We start from the raw sequence: 23,366 nt of genomic DNA, 5'->3' as shown, positions 1-23,366 counted from the left end.
CCTTGACACACTTACTTGATTATCAACCATTAAACCTCTACACAAACTATCAAGAAGCCGCAGAAAAAACACCAACTGTTCCAATTATTTTTGATGAATCTTTGCCTGCTTTTCCTGCACTTGGCTTAGAAACAACTTATGGTGAAAGCCATCAAGAAATTTTGAAACGGGCATATCAATTAGCCGCTTTAGGTGTAAAAAAAGGCGACAAAATTATTATTTATAAAAGTCCTAAATTCGACACGTATTTACTAGCTGTTGCAGCCTCATATCTAGCAGCCGTTCCTGTAATGGTTTCATACCATTTACCTTTTGAAACAATTGAAGTATTCGTTGATCGTTTAGAAGATCCTTATATTTTATTTGATGATGTGACTGCTGAAAAAGTTCAAGCTGTTCGTAACAGCTCTGACAATAAAAAACTTTCGGTTGCTTCTCTTTTAGAAGCTGATGCCACGGAAGTTCCTCAAGACGAACTGACTAAAGACGAAATTGCCTACATGACTCACACCTCTGGAACAACAGGTATTCCTAAACTTATCTGTCATTCCAATCACTCTATGGGTTGGCGTACAAAATGGCAAAAAACCATTTTTACAAAAATTGCTGAAAAGAAATTAGTTGGCTTTCATATTTCGCCAGTTCATTCTCGTTTTAACATTGGCGTGTCTTCTTTAATGGCTATGGGCTTCCCTATGATGCCTTTAGCAAATGCTTCGAGCGAAAAAGTCGCTGAAATGTTCAGCACCTATCAACCAATCGCTGTAGAAACACACCCCAATAACTTCGTTCAATGGGTTCGTTTGGCCAAAGAAAAACCTGAAGCCTTCGCTAGTGTCCATTATTATCATTCTACTTTTGATGCAATTAACAACGCTACAATGGTGGCTTTCTTAAAAGCATCTGCTGCCAATAAACCAATTTTCCTACAAGTTTATGGACAAAGTGAATGCGGGCCAATGATCTTACGAGCGCATACTTTAGAATCCCTAAAAGATTCAGATGCTCGTGACATGGGTGTTGGTTTAGAGGATTTAACACAAGCTCGAATTACCGATGAAAAAGGACAAGTTTTACCTGCGATGACGGACGGCCATATCCAATTCTTATCAAAAGGACGGGCCTTAACATATTACAAAGAAGATGCCCGCTTTGCAGAAAATGTCTACGGCGAATGGTGGGACAGCGGCGATTACGGGATGTTAGATGAACGCGGCCACTTATTCTTGAAAGATCGCCAAGTAGATCTAATTGAAAACATCGACAGTAATTTAGCTATTGAAGATCATTTATTGGATGCATTAGATTTCTTAGAAGAAGTGATTATTGTCCGTGGTAAAGAAAATGAACCTCAACCAATTTTAGCGGTTGTCCCTGGGGAAGAAATGGATTGGGACGCTTGGTGGACACAAGTAGCCGATTTACCACATTTAAACGAACCTATCATTATGGCTTTTGATGAAATCCCTCACACAGCTACTATGAAAGTGCAACGTTTACAACTAGAAAAATGGTTGAAAGAACAATAAAATAAGATTCTTTGTCAAATAACGTTGGTCAAAAGAACGTTTAGGCCAGCGTTGGAGCAAGTGGAGCAGAAAGCTAAAAAGTTAACTCGTTGTAGGTTATCTTAAGCTTTAAAAAGAGGAGCAGTCGTCGTTTTGACGGCTGCTCCTCTTTCTTTTGTCTACCGTTAATTAAATCCTTTTTGTGAAGAACTTGACATGGGATGGTTCCCACAAATTATACTTAGCTTATTCAAAGAATGGAGTGAGCAAGTATGAAAATTTTAATTAAACAAGATTTCGACACGATGAGCGAATGGGCAAAAATGTTACTTCTAAGCACGATGAGTCAAGATAAACGAGTGAATTTATCAATTACCGCTGGCAAAACGCCAACACTTGTTTACCAAAAATTAGCCTCGATTGTGAAAAATTCATCTGACTTTGATAATGTTCATTATTATAACTTTGATGAAATCCCCGTTCCTCATCAAAAGGAAGGCATTACTCTGACAGATTTGCGGACGCTGTATTTGACACCTGCAGAAATATCCGAGCAAAACATCCATCCATTAACTGTTGAAAACTTTCAACAACAAGAACAACGGATTGCTGACGCAGGCGGCTTAGATTTGATGTTAATTGGCTTAGGAGCAGATGGTCATTTTTGTGGGAACATGCCCACTACCACTCATTTTAAAAATGAAACCTATCAAGTGACCGTCACTGGTTCAGAGCCTTGGTTTGTTCCTGAAATGATGCAGCCAGGCATGACCTTTGTTACGATGGGGCCAGCCAGCATCATGAAAGTTAAGCACCTTGTCCTAATTGTAAATGGTGAAAAAAAAGCTCAAATGGTCAAACAAGTACTCCAAGGACCTGTCACAGAAACGTATCCTGCTTCTATTCTTCAACTCCATCCAAATTTAACGGTTCTCTTGGATGAAGCCGCAGCGAGTCAATTAGAAAAATAAAAAATTGCGCCTAGATTATGCTTCTCTGCATAGTCATAGGCGCAATTTTGTTATCATTACATGATTTTTTGATACTGACTGTATTTTAGCAAACTCGTCTGGGAAAGTGTAACACCAATACCAAGTCCCTGAGGCACGGTCATTGTCCCTTGCTCTAAAACAAAAGGTTCCGTGATGATATCTTCATAAAAATAGCGTTCCGTGGCTGAAATATCACCTGGAAAGGAAAAGGTAGGCTGTGACGCAAATTGCAAATTCAATGCGCGTCCGACACCAGACTCAAACATGCCACCTAACCAAACCAATAAATCATTTTCTTGGCAAAATGTGGCAATCTTCAACGCCTCGTGAATCCCACCTACACGAGGAATCTTCAAATTGATACTACGGCAACTGCCCAATGCTGACGCCACTTGGCAGTCTTTGAGACTACGAATATTTTCATCCAAACAAATTCTTGTCTTCAGTTCTCTTTGTAATTGTGCATGATCTAAAAAATCATCTGCAGCAAAAGGCTGTTCAATCATCGCTAATTGATAGTGATCTAAACGTTGCAATTGAGGCAAATCAGCCAATGTATACGCTGAATTGGCATCGACCATTAAAGGCAAGTTAGGAAAATGCTGACGAATCAAAGCAACGGGTTCCACATCATAACCGGGACGAATTTTCAGCTTCACTCGTTGATACCCTTTTTCTACAGCTAACTGAACTTGTTTAAGTAATTGAGGTAAGTCTTCTTGAATCCCTAAACTAATCCCTACAGGAATTTTCCTCCGCGTTGGTCCAAAAAATTCAGTTAAACTCTTCTGTTGCCGTTTGGCATATAAATCCCAGATGGCAGTTTCTAACGCAGCTTTTCCCATCCAATGTCCTTTAACTTCTTCAAAAATTGTTGAAACCTCTTGCGGCTGTTCAATCGCTTCTGTTAAAAGTAACGGAATTAAATGCTGTTGGATGATGAAGCGTTCGGTTACCAACGTTTCTTGCACATAATCAGGCTGCTCAAAAGCCACTAATTCGCCAAACCCTTGATTTCCTTGCTCATCCGTTATTACAAATAGATCAAACGCTTTTTCTTCCAAGCGACCATAGCTCGTGACAAACGGCGTTTTTAAAGGCAAACGAACCTGATAGGTTTCAATTGATTGAATGTTCATTCAGATGGCTCCTTCCAATAACGCTGTCACCTTTTCATAGAAAATCGTTGGTTGTTCTAAATGGATACAATGTCCTGCTTCAGGAAAAATTGTCAGCCTCAACAACGGTTGACGTGCCTGCATTTTTTTCGCAATCCCAATAAATTTTTGATCTTCGCCGCCTACCAATAAATCGGTAGGAATCGGCTGCAATTCTGCTAGACGTTCCCAGTAACTCTCTTGCGCTCCTGTACCCATATACCACAAACTGCTAGCCAACCCAAAGGCCGATTGGCTCAAACGTTCCTGACGAATGGCTATTTGCTGTGCCACAGACAAGGCTTTTTGCGTTTGAAATAACGGTAATTCTTGCCAGAAATCAATAAAATCCACAAGCGGTTCCTCTAAGAGACGTTCCGCCAAACGATGATCTTGACAGATACGAGCCTGACGTTCTGCGGCGGTGGCCAAACCTGGTGATCCACTTTCCAATAAAAGATGCTGTACCTTTTGTGGATAATGTAATGCAAAACCTAAAGCTGTTCGAGCGCCCATTGAATAGCCTAATAAACAAAAGCAAGGCAAATTTAGCGATTCGGTTAGTTCAGCAAGATCATGGCAAACCTGTTTCATGGTATAACGCTCTGGTGCTACCAAACTAGCAGTCGCGCCATGACCAGGTAAGTCAATGCCTAAAACGTTATAAGGTGTTTGACTGGGAAAAACGGCTGCAAACGTGGCTAACGTTCCTGTGAAACCGTGTAAACAGACTAGAGTCGTTCGCTTTGCATCAAAAGGTGTTAACCATTGATAATGGTACTGCATCCCCCGAATTAACCGTTCCATGAAATCCCCTGTCTTTCTACTCGTCTACCAATTTCAGCTAAAATTGATTCGTACAAATGAACATTCTCTTGGCGATTTCCTTTGACTTCTATCACTTGAAATTGTGGTTCTTCAGCCGCTGTTTGTAAAATTTGCTTAAGCTCCGCGCTTGTTTTGACTTCTTGATACGAAGCACCGTAAAGTTCAGCAACTAACGAAAAATCTAAATCAAGCGGTGTTCCAAATAAAGGCTCGAAATCGTCCTCACGTAAAGTTCGTTGAGATAGAAAAGAGAAAATCCCGCCACCGTTGTTATTTAATAAAACAATTGTTAACGGCAACTGATAACGTTTAGCCAAAAATAAACCATTCATATCATGATATAGTGCTAAATCACCAATCAGTAGAACGTTTTGCTGTGTCGGTGCTACGGCACTCATTCCTAAAGCAGTTGAAACAATCCCATCAATCCCGTTGATGCCGCGATTTCCAAACATCCGATAAGGGCGACTATCCATAAATCGATCTAAGTAGCGGATAGCCATACTATTAGATACAAATAACTGACCGTTCTCTTTCATTGTTTGGTGAACAGCTAAGCTGGCTGTTGTTTCATTTAATTCTGTCGCGTTCAGCGTTTCTAGAAGAACTTCAGAGACCGTTTTTTCCAGCAGGAGCCATTGTGCTAACCAAGTCGCTTCTGTTGGTTTGACAACCGTTAGCAGTTGTTCTACAAACGTGGTTTCCTTTGCCTGAATAACTGTTTGTGATTTTTTCAATTGCTCTTGCCATTGCCCATTTTCGTCCACAAAATAAAAAGCAGTCTCTGTCGTTGCTAAGCGTTTCAACCATAACATGATGTTTTTAGAAATTGGCAGCGAACCAAAGCGCACTACCACTTCTGGTTCTTGTGGCAAGGTCGCCACATTTAGAAACAGATCACTATGTGCAATAACAACTTCACTATTTTGCCCATGTGTCACAATGTTTGCTAAAGGATCCGCTAGTAACGGCCATTGCAAAGCTTCGGCTAATTGAATAAATAACGCCGCTTCTTTCTCTGTATGACTGCCACCGACAACCAAGACGCCGTTTTTCTGGTACCATTGATTCGCTAACTGTTGCACTTGTTCTGTAGAAAGGATTGATTGACCAGCGAATAAAGCCGTTTGTTGAGAACTCTTTGTTTTTCTCTCTAAGTCAGGTAATAATGGTTCCCGCAAAGGAAAATTCAAATGAACAGGTGCTGCAGGCGTTTGTTGCGCGAATGCTGCTCCTTTAGCGCCTTGCCAATAGGCGTAATTCAACATCTCTTCTGTTGCTTCTGGCAAAGCCATTTCAACAAATAATTTCACATGATTTTGATACATTTGTAATTGCTCCATGGCTTGAGGAGCGCCAACTTGACGTAACTCATGCGGCCGATCCGTTGTTAAAACGACTAAGGGTACATGGCTAATATTGGCTTCGCAAATTGCTGGATAATAGTTTGCAGCTGCTGTTCCAGAGGTACAAAGTAAGACCACTGGTTTTTGACTCGCTTTACTTAATCCTAAAGCAAAAAAAGCAGCGGAACGTTCATCGACATCGACAAAAGTTTGGATTGCGGTTTCCCGATGAAGTAATAAAGCCAGTGGTGTGGAACGGGACCCTGGACTAATGACTGCTTGTTCAACCCCACTATTTTTTAAGCCTTCAATAAAGGCCGTTAAATAATCGGTCATTGTTTCTTGATGATTCATTAAACCTGCCCTCCAATTCCTCGTAACATCGGTTGAAATTTTATTTTCGTTTCTTCTCTTTCTAGCTCTGCTTGGGAATCCGCAACAATACCACAACCTGCATAAAGAACGCCTTGCTGACCAGCAAAGACACCTGAACGCAAGGCCACAGCGAACTCTCCACTATCATCATTCCCTGAAATCCAACCGATTGGCGCACCATATAACCCACGACTCCCTGGCTCATATTGTCGAATCCATTCGACTGCCAACTCTTTGGGCTCACCGCCTAAAGCTGGCGTTGGGTGTAACTGCATCACACTTTCCAAGAACGAAATTCCCGGCTTACGTTGACCCGAGATTGGTACATAAAGATGTTGTACATCTCGATTTTCCAAAATAATGGGTGCTTGAATACTGTTTTCAGAAGTCGTCATCTTCGCCAACTCTTTCGCTAAACGTTCCACCACAATTTGGTGTTCTCCGGTATTTTTGCGGTCTTGTAAAAGTTGTGCTCCTAAAGCTTTCGTTTCTTCTGGTGTTTGACCCGTTTTAATGGTTCCTGCAATACAAGCGGTCGCAAACGTTTTTTTAGTACCCAACAGAAGTCGTTCTGGTGTTGCACCAATGAAACTTGTGTCTTTGGCTTCTAAAGCAAACAAATACGTATTTTGTTGTTGTGCCATTAAATTAACGAGCACTTGGTTACTTCGAATTTTTTCAGGACTGCTCACAGCAAGTTGTCGAGCCAAAACCACTTTTTTTAAAGGGCCATCTTCTCTTAAGACTGCTACTGTTTCGTTGACAGCTTGTAGCCATTCAGTCACGGCAACTTCTTCCTTGTCAATCTTTGTTTCCGCTACAGCTGGCAACTCCTCACAGGTAGCTAACAAGCGATCAAACTGAGCCACCAAAGTCGACCAACGTTCCTCGACTTCTTGTTCACTAGAACCTGAAAAGTTCAGCGTTCCATAAATACGTGAACCTGAAAAAGTAAATAGAATACTTGGTAGATAAAACCAACCTTCCCCTAACTCTCCCCAGGCCTCAGTAGGCGTTTGTTCTGTATCAAAAGGCAAACCGCCAAACAGAAGAGCCCCCGTACCAGAAATAGACATATTTTGAAAACGAGTTGCCGCATCTTTTTTTAAAAAGTTGTTCAATTGATGCGTTTCTGTTTCTGCGCCTTTTAAGATAGTTTCATATCCGAAGCCAACCAAAGCAAAATCTTTTTTCGGCGTTTGCCAAAAAAAACGTTCTCCTTGGTATGCCTTTTCACCAGCGGCAAAAATTGCCAAGGCTGTTTGTTCTGTTTCTAATGGAAAAACCCAACTGAACTGACGGGCATTCTTCTGATAGGCTTGTCGTAATTCATCAGGCAATTTCATCTGATTAAAAACGCCTCTCTTTCTTCTGTCATGAAACGATGTTTGGCAATCTTTCCACTTGCTGTTTGCGGGAAAGAATGACAAAAATAAATGCGTTTCGGTCGTTTATATTTTGCCAGTTTTCGTGAACACTGGTCTTGAATTTGCGCTAAGGTGATTTCTTGGTCACTAATCACATATGCAACTGGGACGGCTCCCCATTGCGCATCTGGTTCTCCTACAACTGCCGCTGCTTTAATTCCTGTTATCGCCTGTAACACCTGTTCAACCTCAGTGGGGTAAATATTTTCACCACCAGAGATAATGAGTTCACTTAAACGACTAACCAAATACAGGTAACCTTGTGCATCTAAATAGCCCATGTCGCCTGTTTTAAACCAACCATCTGCTGTCCATTTTTCAGGTTGACGATGGTTAAGGTAACCTGAAACAACGTTTGGTCCCTTAAGTAAAATTTCCCCGACTTGCTTTTCTGGCTGTTCTTGTCCTAGTTCATCAACAATTTTGATCTGCATATCTTTTAACGGTTGCCCAGCAGAGCCGATTTTCAGTGCCGCATCTTCAAATTTCAAGGCAACAACTTGCGAACACGTTTCCGTCATCCCATAAGATTGAATGACTGGAATCCCTTTTTCCTCACACTGCGCTAATTTATCCGGAGCAATCGGTCCGCCGCCTAATAGCATTCCTTTAAAGCTGACGCTGTAGCCAGCTTCAGGATAGACAGACAATAATTTTTGTAACATTGTCGCAACCACTGAAATAACGGTTCCACGGCCTTCTTGTAAATCTTGTGTCACTTGCTGTTCATCAAATTTATCGTAAAGGCGAATACTACAACCTAAGACGAGTTGTCGAACAACAATCGACAATCCGCTAATGTGAAATAATGGGACTGCACACAACCAACAATCTTCAGCAGTAATCCCCATATTTTCTTGGGTGCCTCTAGCACTGGCCAAATGATTTTTAAACCGTTGCAAGACCCCTTTAGGCTGTCCTGTAGTTCCAGATGTATACATAATAGAAGCCACCGACTCTAAGTCACTTGGCTGTTGAAACTCCTGATGTGAAAGACTATGCTGTTTTTTAATCATTGGCTGAACGTCGACAAAAGAAATTTCTTCTAACAAAGCCTGCGTTTCAGGCGCACCAATAATCGTTTTAACTTGCGCATCTTTTAACTGAAAAGTCAGTTCAGCAAGTGTCAAATGCGTATTTAAAAATAATAACTCTTTCCCCAATTCCCATAAGGCTAGAATTGAAAAATACAACTCTTTGCTGTTCTTACTGAATAAAGCCACACGTTTTTCTTCTGGTGCAAGCACCTGTTGATATGTGGCTACCCAATGGCTGACTTCTTGTTGCACTTCTAAAAACGTCCAAGATTCATCCTGAAAATAAAAAGCAGGATGATCGGGACGTTTTTGTACTTGTTTATTTAACCAAGTCATTGGTTTATGGGAATTTAGGGAATTGATCGAAATCTGGTGTCCGTTTTTCTTTAAATGCATCTCGGCCTTCTTGTGCTTCAGCCATTGTATAGTAAAGAAGTGTCGCATCACCAGCTAATTGTTGCACACCAGCCAAGCCATCTGTATCGGCATTTAAAGAGGCTTTAATCATCCGTAAAGCAATCGGGCTTTTGGTTAACATTTCTTCTGCCCACTCCATTGTCACATCTTCTACTTGATCCAATGGAACAACGGTATTAATCCAGCCCATATCTAAAGCTTCTTGGGCAGAATATTGTTTACACATAAACCAAACTTCTTTCGCTTTTTTATGGCCGATAACGCGCGCCAAGTAACCTGAGCCGTATCCACCATCAAAGCTACCGACATTTGGTCCTGTTTGCCCAAACTTAGCATTTTCAGCCGCAATTGTTAAATCACAAACTAATTGTAAAACATTGCCGCCGCCAATGGACCAGCCTTTCACCATTGCGATGACTGGTTTGGGAATGACACGGATTAACCGTTGTAAATCTAACACATTTAAACGTGGAATGTTGTCTTCGCCAACATAACCACCATTACCTCGAACTTTTTGATCGCCACCCGAACAGAATGCTTGGTCACCTGCCCCTGTTAAAATAATAACCCCGACATCTTCTTTATCACGACTAATGTTGAATGCATCAATCATTTCCATGACTGTTTTTGGTGTGAATGCGTTGTGAACATGCGGGCGGTTGATAGTAATTTTTGCTACTTTGCCTGCTTGCTCAAATAAAATTTCATCATATTCTTTAATTGTTGTCCAGTTTCTCATTAGGAAACCTCCTTCATTAATCTCATCTTTTCTATTATACACAAGAATCGGCACTTTAGAGAAAAAGTCGCTTGAATTTTAAGAAAAAACATGGCTATTTCAAATTTTCTTCATTCCTGTATAATAAATAAAAAACCTTTTATTCTCTCTTTTATTAGAAAGGACTGATTACTATTCATCTTTTAGAGTATTTAGGCATCACGATTCAACACGTTTCTGCTGAGAAATGTCAGCTTACTTTAACGGTAAAAGACGTGCATAAACAACCCTATGGCCTTGTCCACGGGGGCTTAAACGGCGTCTTAATTGAAACTGCCTGTAGTTTAGGCGCGAACGAAAACGTTCCTGAAAACACTTTTGCTGTCGGCATAGACTTACAAGTAAATCATCTTCGTAGTGTCCATGATGGTAGCCTTACCGTGATTGCGACACCCGATCACTCGGGAAAGACCCTTCAAGTTTGGGAAGCAAAAATATATAACGCAGACCACCAATTGACGAGCGTGGGGCGTTGTACCTTAACAAATCGACAAAAAAAACAGTAATCTTTACAGGTTACTGTTTTTTTGTTTATGGTTTTTAATAAGTAATTAGATTACTTCGTTTATTTAATTTTAGTACCAACCATTTGCTAACCAGAATGATTTAGCTGCATCCCATGAACCATAGCGACCTGCTACGTACTGATCTGCCACGCGTTCTTGGTTGGCAGGTGAATAGTCACCATTTAAATAAGAGGCAGATAATTGGTAACGACCGATATACTGACCGTTTGTTGCATCGTAAGAACCACTAGATTCACGTTGTGCAATCCACTCTTTTGCATCACTGCTTGCGGCAGGTGCTGCTGGTTGCGCTACTTCTTGAGCAACAGGTTGTTGTACTTCTTGTTGTACTTCTTGTTGTACTGGTTGTGCAACAGGTTGTTCAACTACTTGTTGAACTGGTGCAACTTCTACAGCTGGTGCTGGAGTATTAGCAACTTCTTTTTCTGAACGAATAACTAATTGTTCTCCTTCAAAAATTAAATCAAGGTTTGGCAATTTGTTATCAGAAGCAATTTTTTGAATTAAGCTATTGTCTCCTGCAAATTGATGAGAAATTGTTGATAAAGTATCTCCTGCTTTAACTGTATATAAGCTTTCTGCGTTTGCGTCTGTTCCTAAGAATAATCCTAAACCTGCGGCCAAAGTTGTTCCAAGTAAAATCGTTTTGATTGATTTCATGTATGTTTCTCCTTTGTAATTAAAAATATTTGATTGTTGCTCTTAGCTCTCGGCAACAACCACGTCTGCTTCGCTTTATCGAAACGACTTCACATACTTTATCATCGAATGGCCGGCCGTAGGTGAATATCTCGTGACAATTTATTACTAGAATGTCGGTTTTGTTACATTTTGTAATAAAAAGCTGCTGGAAGCTTGATATTATCCTGTTTATATTTTGCGAAAAAAAGTTAAAAAAACAGGATTTTATTTTTGAGAAACCGTTTTCTAACCCTTGATTAGCCATTAAATGTCGTTTTTTTTACATTCGTTTCAGTCAAAAAGTAACAAAATGTTAAAGATACTAGACATGAGAATGTTTTTTTCAAAAACTCACGCCTAAAAAGAACAAGTGTTTTCTTTGAATTTTTTTTATCATTCACTACTTTTATTTTTCCTTCTATTATATAGATAAATTTTTTGTCGTATTCATTTTTCGATTCTGAAAAAACACTAAGCACTTCCTATTGAAACAAAAAGAGTTAAACAAAAAAATCTTATATTTTGCTTGTTATTTATTCATTTTAATCTTATTCAAAAAAAGAACAGCTAAAACGACTGTGAAAACAAATTATTGAAAATAAAGCAGAATAAATATTCATTTTCATCATAATTCACGAATAAAAAACAAACAATCGCTCGAACGCTTGTTATTTAAAAACATAATCAGTTTTTTCTCTTTCTATTTTCCAATCTATGAGTAATAAAATATATGAATCTACATTTAAGTCATTTTATTATCAAATATTCTGAATATTATAAGAATTGGAGTTTTATCTATGAGTGACAAAGAACAACTTGAGAAATTAGACAAATCCTTTCTGGGACAACCGAAAGGACTAGCAACACTGTTCTTCACAGAAATGTGGGAACGTTTCAGTTACTACGGCATGCGTGCTATTCTAATGTATTACATTTACGATACCGTAGCCAATGGCGGTTTAGGTCTCCCCAAAGCAACTGCCTTAGCCATCATGTCCATTTATGGATCAATGGTTTTCATGTCCAGTATCATTGGCGGTTGGGTCTCTGACCGTGTCTTAGGTTCAAGGAAAACTGTTTTTATTGGTGGTTTGCTAATCATTGCTGGACATATTGTTCTCGCTACCCCATTTGGTGTCCCCGCCTTATTCGTTTCTATTATGTTGATTGTGTTTGGGACTGGGATGTTAAAACCAAACGTTTCAGGGATGGTTGGCCATCTTTATTCAAAAACTGACTTACGTAGAGATGCAGGCTTCTCCATTTTTTACATGGGGATTAATATCGGAGCCTTAATCGCTCCCCTTGTTGTCGGAACTTTAGGACAAGAATATAATTATCATTTAGGCTTTTCAGTTGCCGCAGTAGGGATGTTCTTCGGGCTACTACAATATTATTTCCAAGGACGTAAATCTCTTGCTGGAATTGGTCAGGCCCCAACTAATCCAATGTCTAAAGAAGAGCAAAAGAAATTTGCTAAAGCATTTATGTTGGCAATTGTCGTTGCTTTACTTATTTTTGGTGGCGCCTATGTCACAGGACATTTAACAATTGATTTCTTTATTAATACCATCAGCGTGTTAGGAATCCTGTTACCTGTTTATTATTTCAGCAAAATGTTAACGTCTAAAGATGTCACTGCTGAAGAAAAACCAAAAGTTCTGGCTTACTTGCCATTATTCTTAGCAGCAATTGTTTTCTGGTCATTGGAAGAACAAGGTTCGTCTATTCTTGCTCTATTTGCAAATGAACGGACGCAAACGAGTTTGTTTGGCTTCCCGATTGCCGCTAGCTGGTTCCAATCATTAAATCCTGTATTCGTAGTTATTTTGACCCCTATTTTTGTTACATTATGGACAAAACTAGGTAAACGTCAACCATCAACAGTTGTGAAGTTTTCACTAGGGCTAGTCTTTGCTGGTCTTTCCTTCGTCTTATTAATGTTGCCAGGTCTACTTTATGGTACCGAAGGACGGGTGAGTCCACTTTGGTTATTCTTTAGTTTCTTCATTATGATTGTCGGAGAAATGTGTTTATCTCCCGTTGGCTTATCGATTACTACAAAATTAGCACCGAAAGCTTTCGAAGCTCAAACCGTTGCTATTTGGTTATTAGCAGATGCCGCTTCACAAGCCATTAACGCTCAAATTGCTCGTTTCTATACACCTGGAACAGAGTCAGCATATTTTGGAATTGTCGGACTTGTAGCTGTCGTTGCTGGGATTCTCTTATTCATTGTGAAAAAACCAATCCAAAACTTAATGGGTGACGTCCGTTAAACCGTCAAAAAGTTGCCTTTCTCTTTTTTGAAAGGCAACTTTTTTATACAGCGTTTTGATAACGCTTTCATCAAGTGGTATACTAAATAGAAGGAGGACGAGGACATGCGTTACTTAATTGGCGGTATTTTTTTATTGATTAGTATCTGGCAATTCATTGTTACTGGACGAACATTTTCCTACTTAAAGAAAGAGGGCGGCAAAAGAACCTCACCATTTATTCTGTTAGGACTATGAAGTAGTTTAGTGTTTGCTATTATTTCATTTGCTGTGGCGATTGCTTCTTTCTTTTATGTGAGTTTTTAGTAGAAGGCTAGCCATAAGTAAAAGGAGCGAAATTGCTAGTCTCGCTCCTTTTACTTATTTTTTATGGTTGTTTTCCAATATAAGCTAAAATTCCACCATCGACATATAAGATATGTCCGTTAACAAAGTCAGAAGCGTTAGATGCTAAGAAAACTGCTGGGCCAGCTAAGTCTGCTGGTGTGCCCCAACGATTAGCAGGTGTTCGTCCCAAGATGAATTCGTTAAATGGATGCCCTGGTTCTCTTAATGGTGCCGTCTGCGGCGTTTCAATGTAGCCAGGTCCAATCCCATTACATTGAATATTATATTGTCCATATTCAGAAGCAATATTTTTCGTTAACATTTTTAGTCCGCCTTTTGCTGCTGCGTACGCACTAACTGTTTCACGACCTAGTTCACTCATCATTGAACAGATATTGATAATTTTGCCATGACCCTTTTCAATCATATCTGGAATAACCGCTTTTGCCATAATAAATGGCGCATTCAAGTCAACATCAATCACTTGACGGAACTCTTCTGCTGACATCTCCACCATTGGAATTCGTTTAATAATTCCCGCATTATTGACTAAAATATCAATAGAGCCGACTTCTTCTTTAATCTGAGCAACCATCGCTTGAACTTGCTCTTCATCAGTGACATCACACACATAACCACGTGCTTCAATCCCTGCGGCCCGATAATTTTCCAAGCCTTGTTCAACTGATTCAGGAGATAAGTTATTAAAAACAATTGTTGCTCCTGCTTCAGCTAGGGATTTCGCAATCTCAAAGCCAATCCCATAAACAGCACCTGTAATTAACGCTACTTTTCCATCTAATTGAAAATCATTCATTTTAAATTCCATGTTTTCTCCTCTTTCTTTGGTTTATTTTAATTGATCCATTGCAACCATATCCATGTCTGTGTACGTAATATTTTCTCCGCACATGGCCCAAATAAAGGAATAATTACTTGTACCAACCCCAGAATGAATTGACCAGCTTGGTGAAATAGCTGCTTGTTCATTACTCATTACTAAATGTTTCGTTTCGTCTGGTTTACCCATCATGTGGAAAATCCGCGTATCTTCTTCCATATCAAAATAAACATACGCTTCCATACGACGTTCATGTGTATGACAAGGCATTGTATTCCAAGCGCTACCTGGTTCTAAAATGGTGTAGCCCATTTGTAACTGGCAACTTTCACAAACGTTCGGATGAATGTATTGGTAAATTTTACGTTGGTTCAATGTTAATGGATCACCCGTTTCCATTGGGGTAATTTCATCAATACTAATTTTTACGTTGGGATATTTATGATGTGCTGGCACACAACTAATGTAAAATTTCGCTGGATTATCAGGGTTTTCTGAAGAAAAACGAACATGTTTTGTTTCTTTCCCAATATAATAGCCATCTTGTTTTTTCATTGTTTCTTTGGCGCCATCAATTTCAATAAAGCCTGGTCCCCCAATATTAATAACTCCTAGTTCACGACGTTCTAAGAAATAATCAACTCCTAATTCTTTGTCCAAAATAATTTCTAATTCTTCTGTGGTCGGTGTCACACCACCAAAAATCATCCGATCATTATGTGTGTAGGTTAAGCTGATTGCACCTGGAATAAAAACTTTCTCTACTAAAAATTCATCTCTCAATTGTTCTGTTGAATAGTGACGGATATCCGCCGGACTATGTGTATAACGTGTTTCCATATTTTGCATAACTAAAATCTCCTATCTATTTATTTTTCCTGAGCCCGTTGCCAAAAAAGCAAGGACTTCTTTTTGACTAAATTGATTACAATCACCATGGACAGTATGTTTTAACGCACTAGCCGCTGTCGCAAAATCAATGCAGGTTTGTGGATCATAGGCAGCTAATATGCCATGTAAAACCCCACCAGCAAACGCATCACCGGCACCGACACGGTCAACAATCGGTTGTAATCGATGACATTTGGACGTATAATACGCACCTTTGTACCATAGCGTTCCGATTAATTCATTATCTGTCGCTGAATGAACTTGACGTTTGGTTGAATAAAATACTTGAATGTTGGGATAACGTTCTTGCATTTTTCGGTAGTACCACGTTAATGCGTCTTCAAGTTCTTCCTCTGGTTCTGGAATCTCCAGTAAATAACGAGCATCTAATACCCCAGCTGAACAAATATCAACAAATGGAAGAATGGCCTTCAATGCCACGCTCGCTTCTTTCTGGGACCAAAGTTTCCCTCGATAATTAATGTCAAAACTTACTTGGCACCCTGCTTGCTTCGCTGCTTTAACTAACGCAACCGTCATACTTTGCCAATTTTTTGATAACGCCGCTGTAATCCCTGAAATATGAAAGATCTCTACTCCTGAAAACAGCTCATGTAAGTCCCATTCCATTTCTTCGATTTGAGCAAAGCTTGAATAGGCGCGATCATAGACAACACTGGCTGCTCGTTCTCCTGTACCAGTTTCCAAGTAATACGTTCCTAGACGTGTTCCGCCAGTTCGTACAAATTCCGTTGAAACCCCATAACGACTTAAATGCTTTTTGGCGGCTTCTCCTAATGAATTATCGGGCACTTTACTAGCAAAAGTCACTTGGTGGCCATAGTTCGCTAACGAAATCGCTACATTCGCTTCACCACCGCCGTAATGTACAGCGAAATTTTCTGTTTGTGCTACGCGTATTCCGACAGGCGTAGACAAACGCAACATGATTTCTCCCAATGTTACGACTTTCCCCATGTGCCTACACCCCTTTGATTGCTTGGAATTTTTCCATATAGGCTTGGGCAACCTCACGAACTTTTTCAAAATCCCCAGTTGCTGCTGGCGCTAACAGATTGCCACCAACACCGACGGCCGTCACACCTGCAGCGAACCACTCGGCCATATTTTCCAAACTGACACCACCCGTTGGCATAATATTTAACTGAGGCAATGGCGCTTTAAATGCTGAAATAACACTCGGTCCATAAACACTTCCCGGAAATAGTTTAATAATATCTGCTCCGCTTTTCAGTGCTTCTTTCATTTCTGTGATGGTCATACAGCCTGGCAAGTAAGGAACTTGATATAAATTGCAAATTTTAGCGGTTTCTTCATCGAAGCTTGGACTCACAATATATTCAGCCCCTGCTACAATAGCTAAACGAGCAGTCGTAGCATCCAAAACTGTCCCCGCACCAATGACTACGTCAGGATTCTCTTGGTATAACGCAACTAATTCCTGAATCACTTCTGTTGCTTGAGGAACAGTAAAGGTTAACTCAATCCCCCGCATACCGCCTGCTACAATGGCTTGACTAGCTTTTAGCGCTTCCTCTTTTGTCTTTCCGCGAACCACAGCAATCACGCCAGCATTTTCTAATTTTTGTAAAATTGATACTCGCTTCAACAGACTCCCTCATTTCTTATTTAGAAATATATATTTATTATAAAGAAATTCACAACTTCATTATACAGATAAAAAAAGAAAATGCAAACGTTTTTACAAAAATAAAAAAAGAAAGACAAACAAAAATCCCAATCGACTTTTGTTTGTCTTTCTTTTTCTACTATAATTTCGCTTCAATCGCTGCTTTTGTTGCCAAAAGGGCTTGATTAATCGTCGTTTTATTTTCCTCTGTCAAACGATATTTCGGCATGCTTACACTAAAAGCACCCGCAATTTCGCCATCTTTCATTAAAGATACTCCGCTACAGAAAATATCTTGTTCAATTTCTTCATCATCGTAAGCAACCCCCGTTTGTTGCACTTGTTTTAATTCTTTTTTCAAACGCAAGGGATTGGTAATCGTATTTTCGGTATAGGGAATTAATGTCTGCGTGTCTAAATATTGTTGCACTTGTTCTTCCGAAAATTCTGCTAAAACGGCTTTACCCATGGCCGAATTATACAAAGGTCGAGTAATTCCCACTTTCGAGGACATGCGAATCGTTTGATTTTTCGGTTCTAATTTATTGATATACAGAATTTCATTATTATTTAAAATCCCTAAATGAATGGTTTCATCGACCGTATTTTGAAGGTTTTCTAAATAAGGTACCGCAATTTCAGCTAAATCGATTTGCTCCACACTTTGATTCGCATAGCGAATCAATTTTGTTCCTAAGCGGTACGTCTTGTTCGTGTCTTTTTGAACATAGCCAATTAATGTTAAGGTTTCTAAAATTTTGATTGCCGTTGATGCCGTCATTTCGGTATTCTTTGCAATTTCCTGTAAGGTTTGATCGGGTTGTAAACTTAGACAGTCCATGATTTTAGCCGCTTTTAACAAGACTGTTCCGTAAGGTTTTGTTTCTTTCATCGAAACCCTCCTTTTCCATATAAGAAATTATATAGAAAAATAAAGAAATTGCAAGAAAAAAAGAACTCGAAGATTCATTCAGTAACGTTTTACTTTCACTTCAGGTCTTTCTCCCAGTCCTATTTCATTCTTATTTTCTTTTCTTTAACTCATCAGAAACATCTGCATCCTTAGGAATTAAAAGATACTCACTGACTTCTGTGGTTTCATTAAATACAACATATAATTTTTGTTCTTCATCGAAATCGCCCAAATCAATCGCTACGTAATTGGGACAAACTTCTGAGATACCATGAAACATTTGACTAAAGATTTTTTTCGTCATCCCCACATTACGATGCTGCTCTTCTGCTTTTTCCACCGCACTTTGTAACGTATATCCTTCATCTAAAAAACGCTTGATCCAATGCACTTTGACGACTGTATGTAACCGATATTTCCGTGGACCGTTTGCGTCTTTCGCAATAGAAGAAATATACCCTTTTTCTTCCCAATAACGAAGTTGACGTGGCGAAACTTCAGCAATTTCACTTAGTTCACTAATTCCTATCAACAAATTTTCTTCATTTAACAAACGCTGAATCATTTTTGACCACATTAGTTTAACTTCCTTTCCCTTATCCTTTCCTTAATTGTAGTTTTTTTTACACCTTTGTCAAGTAAGTTGACAAAGATTCTAATTAGTTGTAAAGTAGTTAATGCAATTTAATTTGAAACTTACAGAAAAAGGAGCGATATATGTGACTTCACAACAACCTGTGGATATTCACGGAAAACCTTATAACCGGTCGTTACTAGTCGGTGTTTTACTAATCGGAACATTTTGTACGATTTTAAACCAAACGCTTTTAACGACGGCCTTACCTACATTAATGAAAGAATTTGATATCTCAGCTTCAAGTGTACAGTGGCTAACCACTGGATTCCTACTTGTGAACGGCATTATGATTCCCATCAGTGCTTGGTTGATTAACAAATTCAGTTCAAAAAAATTATACATAACAGCGATGTCAACGTTCTTAATCGGAACCATCATCTGTTTTGTAGCGCAAGACTTCGGCATGTTATTGACTGGACGTCTTGTTCAAGCCGCAGGGGTCGGTGTATCTATGCCTCTTTTACAAACAATTATGCTTTCAATTTTCCCGCCTGAAAAACGTGGCGCTGCCATGGGCACAACGGGAATTGTTATCGGATTAGCACCCGCTTTAGGTCCAACATTATCTGGTTGGATTATTGATTCTTATACATGGCGTGACCTTTTTGGGATGGTCATTCCAATTGTCGTTTTAGTCCTAATTTTAGCTTCATTTTTAATGAAAAATGTCATTCAATTATCTAATCCAAGTATCGATGTCTTATCGGTCATTCTTTCTACTCTCGGCTTTGGTAGCTTACTTTACGGTTTCTCAAGCGTTGGTGATAAAGGTTGGGGTAGCCCGCAAGTCTATGGATTCTTAATTGTTGGTGCGATTGTTTTATGTCTTTTTACATATCGACAATTGCATTTAGAACAACCTTTCTTAGAACTACGCGTTTTTAAATCAAAAGTCTTTACTGTTGCGGCCATTTTATCTGGCGTAACCAACATGGCAATGATTGGCGCCGAAATGGTTTTACCTTTGTATATCCAAAATATTCGTGGCGAATCTGCCTTCCATTCAGGGTTAATGCTTTTACCAGGAGCGTTAGTCATGGGACTTATGATGCCAGTAACTGGTCGCATTTTTGATAAAATTGGTGCCCGTCGTCTTGCGATTACTGGGATGTTTATTTTAACAGCTGCAACGTTACCGTTTGCTTTCTTAACAAAAGCAACACCTATTATTTATATCATTGTCCTATATGCGATTCGGATGTTTGGTATTTCGATGGTCATGATGCCTGTGACAACTTCTGGCATGAATGCTTTACCAATGAATTTATTAAGTCACGGGACTGCTGTAAACAACACCTTCCGACAAGTAGCCAGCTCAATTGGAACAGCTGTTTTGATTAGTGTTTTAACAAATGTTACCAAAGACGGCTTACCTGCATCGGACTTATTAAAAACAGCCCCACTCACTTATCGCGATCAAGCAACAAACGCAACACTAAACGGTTATCACGCAGCCTTCTTCGTGGCAACAATCTTTGGCGTTCTCGGCTTGGCGATTACTTTCTTCTTAAATAAAAAAGAAGCGATGCCTGTTAAGGAAGTAGGTGCAATGAAATAATGATTATTTTCCTTTTAATCCTTTGCGTGTTAGGCTTTGCCTATACGAATGTATTTGGCCGAAAAGTCTGGCATAAATTCTGTATGGTTATTTTTGGTTTAGGGTTCTTAGCTTCGTTAAGTCTTATCGTTTTAAACGATAAAGATCATTTTGGTATGACCGAAGTTACTCAGGACAAAACGTTTGAACTAAAAAGCAGTAGTTCAAGCAAAGATGGCCCCAACATGTTATTGTACCAGCCGTTGGGCGATGGTTCCGAAAAAGTTTATTTATATAACACACCAGATAAAAAGAAACTACAAAAAACAGGAACGGAAAACGTCACAAACACGGTTCAAAAAGATGCTCAAAAAGCCACATTAGTCCAAAAAACGACGAAATGGTCCTATCAAGAGTCTTGGGCCAAAACACTATTTGGCCTTGCTGACAACGATAACCAATTTGCAAAACAAGAAAACACCTTCAACGTTGCTAGTGACTGGCTAGTTTTAAGTGCTGATCAAGCCAAAAAATTAGGCGAATATATGGAACAACATGCCGCTGATATCAAAAAAGAAGGGACTGAAACAGTTGGCAAAAAAATGATGGCTGCTATGATGGCGAATCCATCAATGTCCCAAGAAGAACAAGCGAAACTCACCGAACAATATACCAAAGAGTTTCAACAAGAATTGATTCAGAAAATTCTTAGTGACATGAAATAAAAAGAAGGACTGCCTGAGAAACTTATCAGGCGGTCCTTCTTAACGTTATTCCTATAAACTACACTTATCAATAAACGAGAGTTCTAAACATATCATTAATCATCGAAAACAATCTTACATGTCTATATTAATGTTCCAACTTGTCCAAAATTCCAAATAGCTTTATTTTTCTTTTTTAACTTTATTTGTTGCTTATTCTTCCAATTTAACGGATCTTGCTCATAGGTTTCAAAATCAATTTCAGCGACAAGCCATTCTTTTTTATTCTTGTCATAAACTAAAGTAACCGTAGCATTTTCACTTCCATCTCGAACATTTTCTTCCACTTTATCGTCTTTTAATCGAATTGAAATAGACAGGTCAATATATAAATCAAAACGAATCATTTGCAAATCATCAGTCACTTTCAAACTATCATTATTCATTATCAACACTTGAAAATCCTGACAATACATTTCCATTATCGGTTTGATTATTTCAAATGTTTCAATTAGCTCTTTTTTGACATCTTTTTCCACATTCGTTAATAAGTCAAAATTAAAATTATTTTGTATACAGTCATTATATGACTGATAAAAATCTGCAACCACACCTAAAAGCTGTTTTTGAATTGCCTGATTATTTAGAAATGTTTTTGAATCTGTTAAAATTACTTCCTTGTCCTGATCTAATGTGATTGTTTTCTCTTTAGACTCCAAGCCAAAAGAAGGATTTTCAACTTCAAATTCAAACTGATATTTTCCTGGAATCAATGGACCAATTTTATTGTTCTTGATTTCAACAGCTCTTTTCTTGTGAACAACAGAAACTTTCTCCAAATCACTCCCTGTTAATAACTGAATATAACGTTTTCGAGGTAAAAATGTCGTTTTCGGGAATAACCCTTTGGTTGTAACCTTCTTAAAATTTTTCGGATTCAGCAAAAACTGTTCATCTACATTCCCCGCTAATTGAGCAAAGAACAATGAATAGCTTTCTTTAGATATTGCTGAACCATCTGAATAAGTCGGACAAATCATCTTACCTGTGTCAGCGTCTCCCTCAGAGATAGTTCTAACTAATTTTTTTGCTATTGCTTCTGGTGCATAATAAATCCTTCTAATGACATAACTAGTAACGAATAGCGACAGCGTGAATACACACAAACTACCTATAACCAGTAGTTTCCTTTTTTTCATTATAAATACAAATCTCCCATAAATGCTTGTTTTAAATATTTAAATGAATGATTATTACTATTATCTGCGGTATCAATTGTCCACTTATCTGAATTTTTTGTTAAACGAACTTCATAGCCTTCACCACTTGAATAATCATTAGTATTAGTAGAAGCAGATTCAAACTTAGCAGGTAGTTGTTCTAATACATACTTTTCAGCATCGGTTTGCGCTTTGTCATAATCTGAATATTTCCCTTCATTTTTATCCACAAATTCAGAGACAATTCCTGTCAGATCAATACTATCAAAGTGAATTGTTTCTGGTTTTACATAAACAATCGCTGATTTTGGATAAAATTCTTTAAAAGAATAACTGATTTTTGCTTTTTTAGCATTTGCTGATTCAAATGCTTTCACCGCTGTCTCCAATTCTGCTTCTGAAGGTTTGTAATCGTAAAACTGTTCATTTAGCACTTGTCTAAACTCTTTACTAAATGTTTGTTGTTCCTCCCCTAAATTATTCGTTAAATTTTCTGCTGCTTTTTCAACTTGTTTATTTAAAAACACTGTATCAACAAAACCTTCAACTAGTTTTTGAGCTTCCTCTGAATTATCTGGATAATCTTTTGATTCAACAGCTACTTTGATATCCTTTTTCTTATCACCTAAAAAACTAACGGGTGCATAGTGAAGTTCATATTTTTTATCTTTATCTACTTTGAAAATAACATATCCATTAGTACTTTTTCCACCAGAAATAGATTCAAACTTAATCTGTTTAAAATTCTCATCCTCATTATATATATTTTTTTGAGCAATTTTATTGTCGTCTTCATCATAAAGATTAATTTCATCTGGAGATAAACTAAGTGTTTCTTTTCCTTTATTTTTGATTTTAATATTTAATGCTAAATAGCCCGTATCTTCTGTTACAGTTTCTTTTTCAGGAATAACATATGTTCCGTCTACAATCTGCATCGAAACCACTTTACTTGAAACTTCACCTTTCTTCTTTTCCGATTTATTTCCCCCTGTATTACCACACGCTCCAAGAAACACTATCCCGCACAAAAGTAATATACCCAACGACTTCCTAAAATATTTCATCTAAACACTCCTACTCTTTTTTTTATTCCGCAAGTAATCACTCACACAACAAATTATACCTAAATATTTTTAAAGTTCAAGATAAATATTTTTTTAAAAATATTATAAAAATAATAAATATAATAAATTTTACCAAAAAAATAATATTATAATGTACCCGAAACTTTGTAATGTTGTTACTTTTCCAATCTCTTTTTTCATTTAGACAAGAAAGGATATCCTTTTT

Annotated in this window: 21 protein-coding genes and 1 pseudogene; 7 read left to right on the top strand and 15 right to left on the bottom strand. The window is 38.4% G+C overall.

The window, feature by feature from the left end; genetic code table 11:
• The first annotated feature begins 2 nt into the window (after positions 1–2).
• A complete protein-coding gene (locus IGL90_RS01785) occupies positions 3–1,529 on the top strand; it encodes an AMP-binding protein (protein ID WP_048737095.1) in 1,527 nt (508 codons plus the stop codon).
• 251 nt (positions 1,530–1,780) lie between these two features.
• Positions 1,781–2,479, top strand: a complete 699-nt coding sequence (locus IGL90_RS01780) for a glucosamine-6-phosphate deaminase (RefSeq protein WP_048737096.1) — start codon at positions 1,781–1,783, stop codon at positions 2,477–2,479.
• 56 nt (positions 2,480–2,535) lie between these two features.
• On the opposite strand, the gene menC is transcribed toward IGL90_RS01780, so the two are convergent.
• The 6 genes from menC to menB are packed head-to-tail and all read right to left on the bottom strand — an operon-like array spanning position 2,536 to position 9,880.
• Positions 2,536–3,639 (bottom strand): o-succinylbenzoate synthase, encoded by a 1,104-nt coding sequence (menC, locus tag IGL90_RS01775; protein WP_002375853.1) that lies wholly within the window; start codon positions 3,637–3,639, stop codon positions 2,536–2,538.
• Positions 3,640–4,464, bottom strand: a complete 825-nt coding sequence (menH, locus tag IGL90_RS01770; RefSeq protein ID WP_048737098.1) for a 2-succinyl-6-hydroxy-2,4-cyclohexadiene-1-carboxylate synthase — start codon at positions 4,462–4,464, stop codon at positions 3,640–3,642.
• Positions 4,452–6,185: a 2-succinyl-5-enolpyruvyl-6-hydroxy-3-cyclohexene-1-carboxylic-acid synthase gene (gene menD, locus IGL90_RS01765; RefSeq protein WP_048737100.1), complete on the bottom strand. Its 1,734-nt coding sequence runs from the start codon at positions 6,183–6,185 to the stop codon at positions 4,452–4,454. Before menD ends, menH begins: the two co-directional genes overlap by 13 nt.
• Positions 6,185–7,552: an isochorismate synthase gene (locus tag IGL90_RS01760; RefSeq protein ID WP_048737103.1), complete on the bottom strand. Its 1,368-nt coding sequence runs from the start codon at positions 7,550–7,552 to the stop codon at positions 6,185–6,187. The genes menD and IGL90_RS01760 overlap by 1 nt, the downstream gene beginning before the upstream one ends.
• Complete coding sequence (locus IGL90_RS01755; protein ID WP_048737166.1) at positions 7,549–9,006, bottom strand: o-succinylbenzoate--CoA ligase; 1,458 nt, start codon at positions 9,004–9,006, stop codon at positions 7,549–7,551. The genes IGL90_RS01760 and IGL90_RS01755 overlap by 4 nt, the downstream gene beginning before the upstream one ends.
• 4 nt (positions 9,007–9,010) lie before the next feature.
• A complete protein-coding gene (gene menB / locus IGL90_RS01750; RefSeq protein WP_002391106.1) occupies positions 9,011–9,880 on the bottom strand; it encodes a 1,4-dihydroxy-2-naphthoyl-CoA synthase in 870 nt (289 codons plus the stop codon).
• 110 nt (positions 9,881–9,990) lie between these two features.
• Here menB and IGL90_RS01745 point away from each other — a divergent pair, with 110 nt between their 5' ends.
• On the top strand, positions 9,991–10,371 hold the full coding sequence (locus IGL90_RS01745; RefSeq protein ID WP_174078518.1) for a PaaI family thioesterase: 381 nt from the start codon (positions 9,991–9,993) through the stop codon (positions 10,369–10,371).
• Positions 10,372–10,440: 69 nt separating this feature from the next.
• Here the strand turns inward: IGL90_RS01745 and IGL90_RS01740 are convergent, their stop codons facing one another.
• The gene (locus IGL90_RS01740) at positions 10,441–11,052 is read right to left on the bottom strand and encodes a LysM peptidoglycan-binding domain-containing protein (protein ID WP_048737106.1); all 612 of its coding nucleotides are present in this window, start codon (positions 11,050–11,052) and stop codon (positions 10,441–10,443) included.
• A gap of 818 nt (positions 11,053–11,870) precedes the next feature.
• Here IGL90_RS01740 and IGL90_RS01735 point away from each other — a divergent pair.
• Positions 11,871–13,352 (top strand): peptide MFS transporter, encoded by a 1,482-nt coding sequence (locus IGL90_RS01735; RefSeq protein WP_002355315.1) that lies wholly within the window; start codon positions 11,871–11,873, stop codon positions 13,350–13,352.
• A gap of 105 nt (positions 13,353–13,457) precedes the next feature.
• A pseudogene (locus IGL90_RS01730) lies at positions 13,458–13,658 on the top strand (hypothetical protein).
• 61 nt (positions 13,659–13,719) lie between these two features.
• Here the strand turns inward: IGL90_RS01730 and IGL90_RS01725 are convergent.
• From IGL90_RS01725 to IGL90_RS01700, 6 genes are all read right to left on the bottom strand, one after another.
• Positions 13,720–14,508 carry a gluconate 5-dehydrogenase gene (locus IGL90_RS01725; protein ID WP_002355302.1) on the bottom strand — a complete coding sequence of 263 codons (789 nt, stop codon included), beginning with the start codon at positions 14,506–14,508 and terminating at the stop codon, positions 13,720–13,722.
• Positions 14,509–14,529: 21 nt separating this feature from the next.
• Complete coding sequence (gene kduI, locus IGL90_RS01720; RefSeq protein ID WP_002355301.1) at positions 14,530–15,369, bottom strand: 5-dehydro-4-deoxy-D-glucuronate isomerase; 840 nt, start codon at positions 15,367–15,369, stop codon at positions 14,530–14,532.
• 12 nt (positions 15,370–15,381) lie between these two features.
• Positions 15,382–16,389 (bottom strand): sugar kinase, encoded by a 1,008-nt coding sequence (locus IGL90_RS01715; RefSeq protein ID WP_002385349.1) that lies wholly within the window; start codon positions 16,387–16,389, stop codon positions 15,382–15,384.
• Positions 16,390–16,393: 4 nt separating this feature from the next.
• Positions 16,394–17,041, bottom strand: coding sequence for a bifunctional 4-hydroxy-2-oxoglutarate aldolase/2-dehydro-3-deoxy-phosphogluconate aldolase (locus tag IGL90_RS01710; protein WP_002367887.1), 648 nt, complete (start codon positions 17,039–17,041; stop codon positions 16,394–16,396).
• A 160-nt stretch (positions 17,042–17,201) separates the two neighbouring features.
• Positions 17,202–17,954 (bottom strand): IclR family transcriptional regulator, encoded by a 753-nt coding sequence (locus tag IGL90_RS01705; protein WP_002355294.1) that lies wholly within the window; start codon positions 17,952–17,954, stop codon positions 17,202–17,204.
• A 130-nt stretch (positions 17,955–18,084) separates the two neighbouring features.
• Positions 18,085–18,552 (bottom strand): MerR family transcriptional regulator, encoded by a 468-nt coding sequence (locus IGL90_RS01700; RefSeq protein WP_002383688.1) that lies wholly within the window; start codon positions 18,550–18,552, stop codon positions 18,085–18,087.
• A 100-nt stretch (positions 18,553–18,652) separates the two neighbouring features.
• On the opposite strand from IGL90_RS01700, the gene IGL90_RS01695 reads away from it, so the two are divergent.
• Positions 18,653–20,170: an MDR family MFS transporter gene (locus IGL90_RS01695; RefSeq protein WP_002385351.1), complete on the top strand. Its 1,518-nt coding sequence runs from the start codon at positions 18,653–18,655 to the stop codon at positions 20,168–20,170.
• Positions 20,170–20,874: a DUF4811 domain-containing protein gene (locus IGL90_RS01690; RefSeq protein ID WP_002361178.1), complete on the top strand. Its 705-nt coding sequence runs from the start codon at positions 20,170–20,172 to the stop codon at positions 20,872–20,874. The genes IGL90_RS01695 and IGL90_RS01690 overlap by 1 nt, the downstream gene beginning before the upstream one ends.
• 122 nt (positions 20,875–20,996) lie before the next feature.
• Here IGL90_RS01690 and IGL90_RS01685 read toward each other — a convergent pair whose 3' ends face one another.
• Together IGL90_RS01685 and IGL90_RS01680 are read right to left on the bottom strand one after the other, a co-directional pair.
• Complete coding sequence (locus IGL90_RS01685) at positions 20,997–22,052, bottom strand: hypothetical protein (RefSeq protein WP_048737109.1); 1,056 nt, start codon at positions 22,050–22,052, stop codon at positions 20,997–20,999.
• Positions 22,052–23,140: a DUF4352 domain-containing protein gene (locus IGL90_RS01680; protein WP_010819732.1), complete on the bottom strand. Its 1,089-nt coding sequence runs from the start codon at positions 23,138–23,140 to the stop codon at positions 22,052–22,054. Before IGL90_RS01680 ends, IGL90_RS01685 begins: the two co-directional genes overlap by 1 nt.
• Between the last annotated feature and the right edge of the window lie 226 nt (positions 23,141–23,366).

The organism is Enterococcus sp. DIV1307a (assembly GCF_050537425.1).
Lineage (GTDB): Bacteria > Bacillota > Bacilli > Lactobacillales > Enterococcaceae > Enterococcus > Enterococcus faecalis.
Note: the sequence above shows the minus strand (reverse complement) of the source record. Positions and strands in the feature narration are given on the sequence as shown.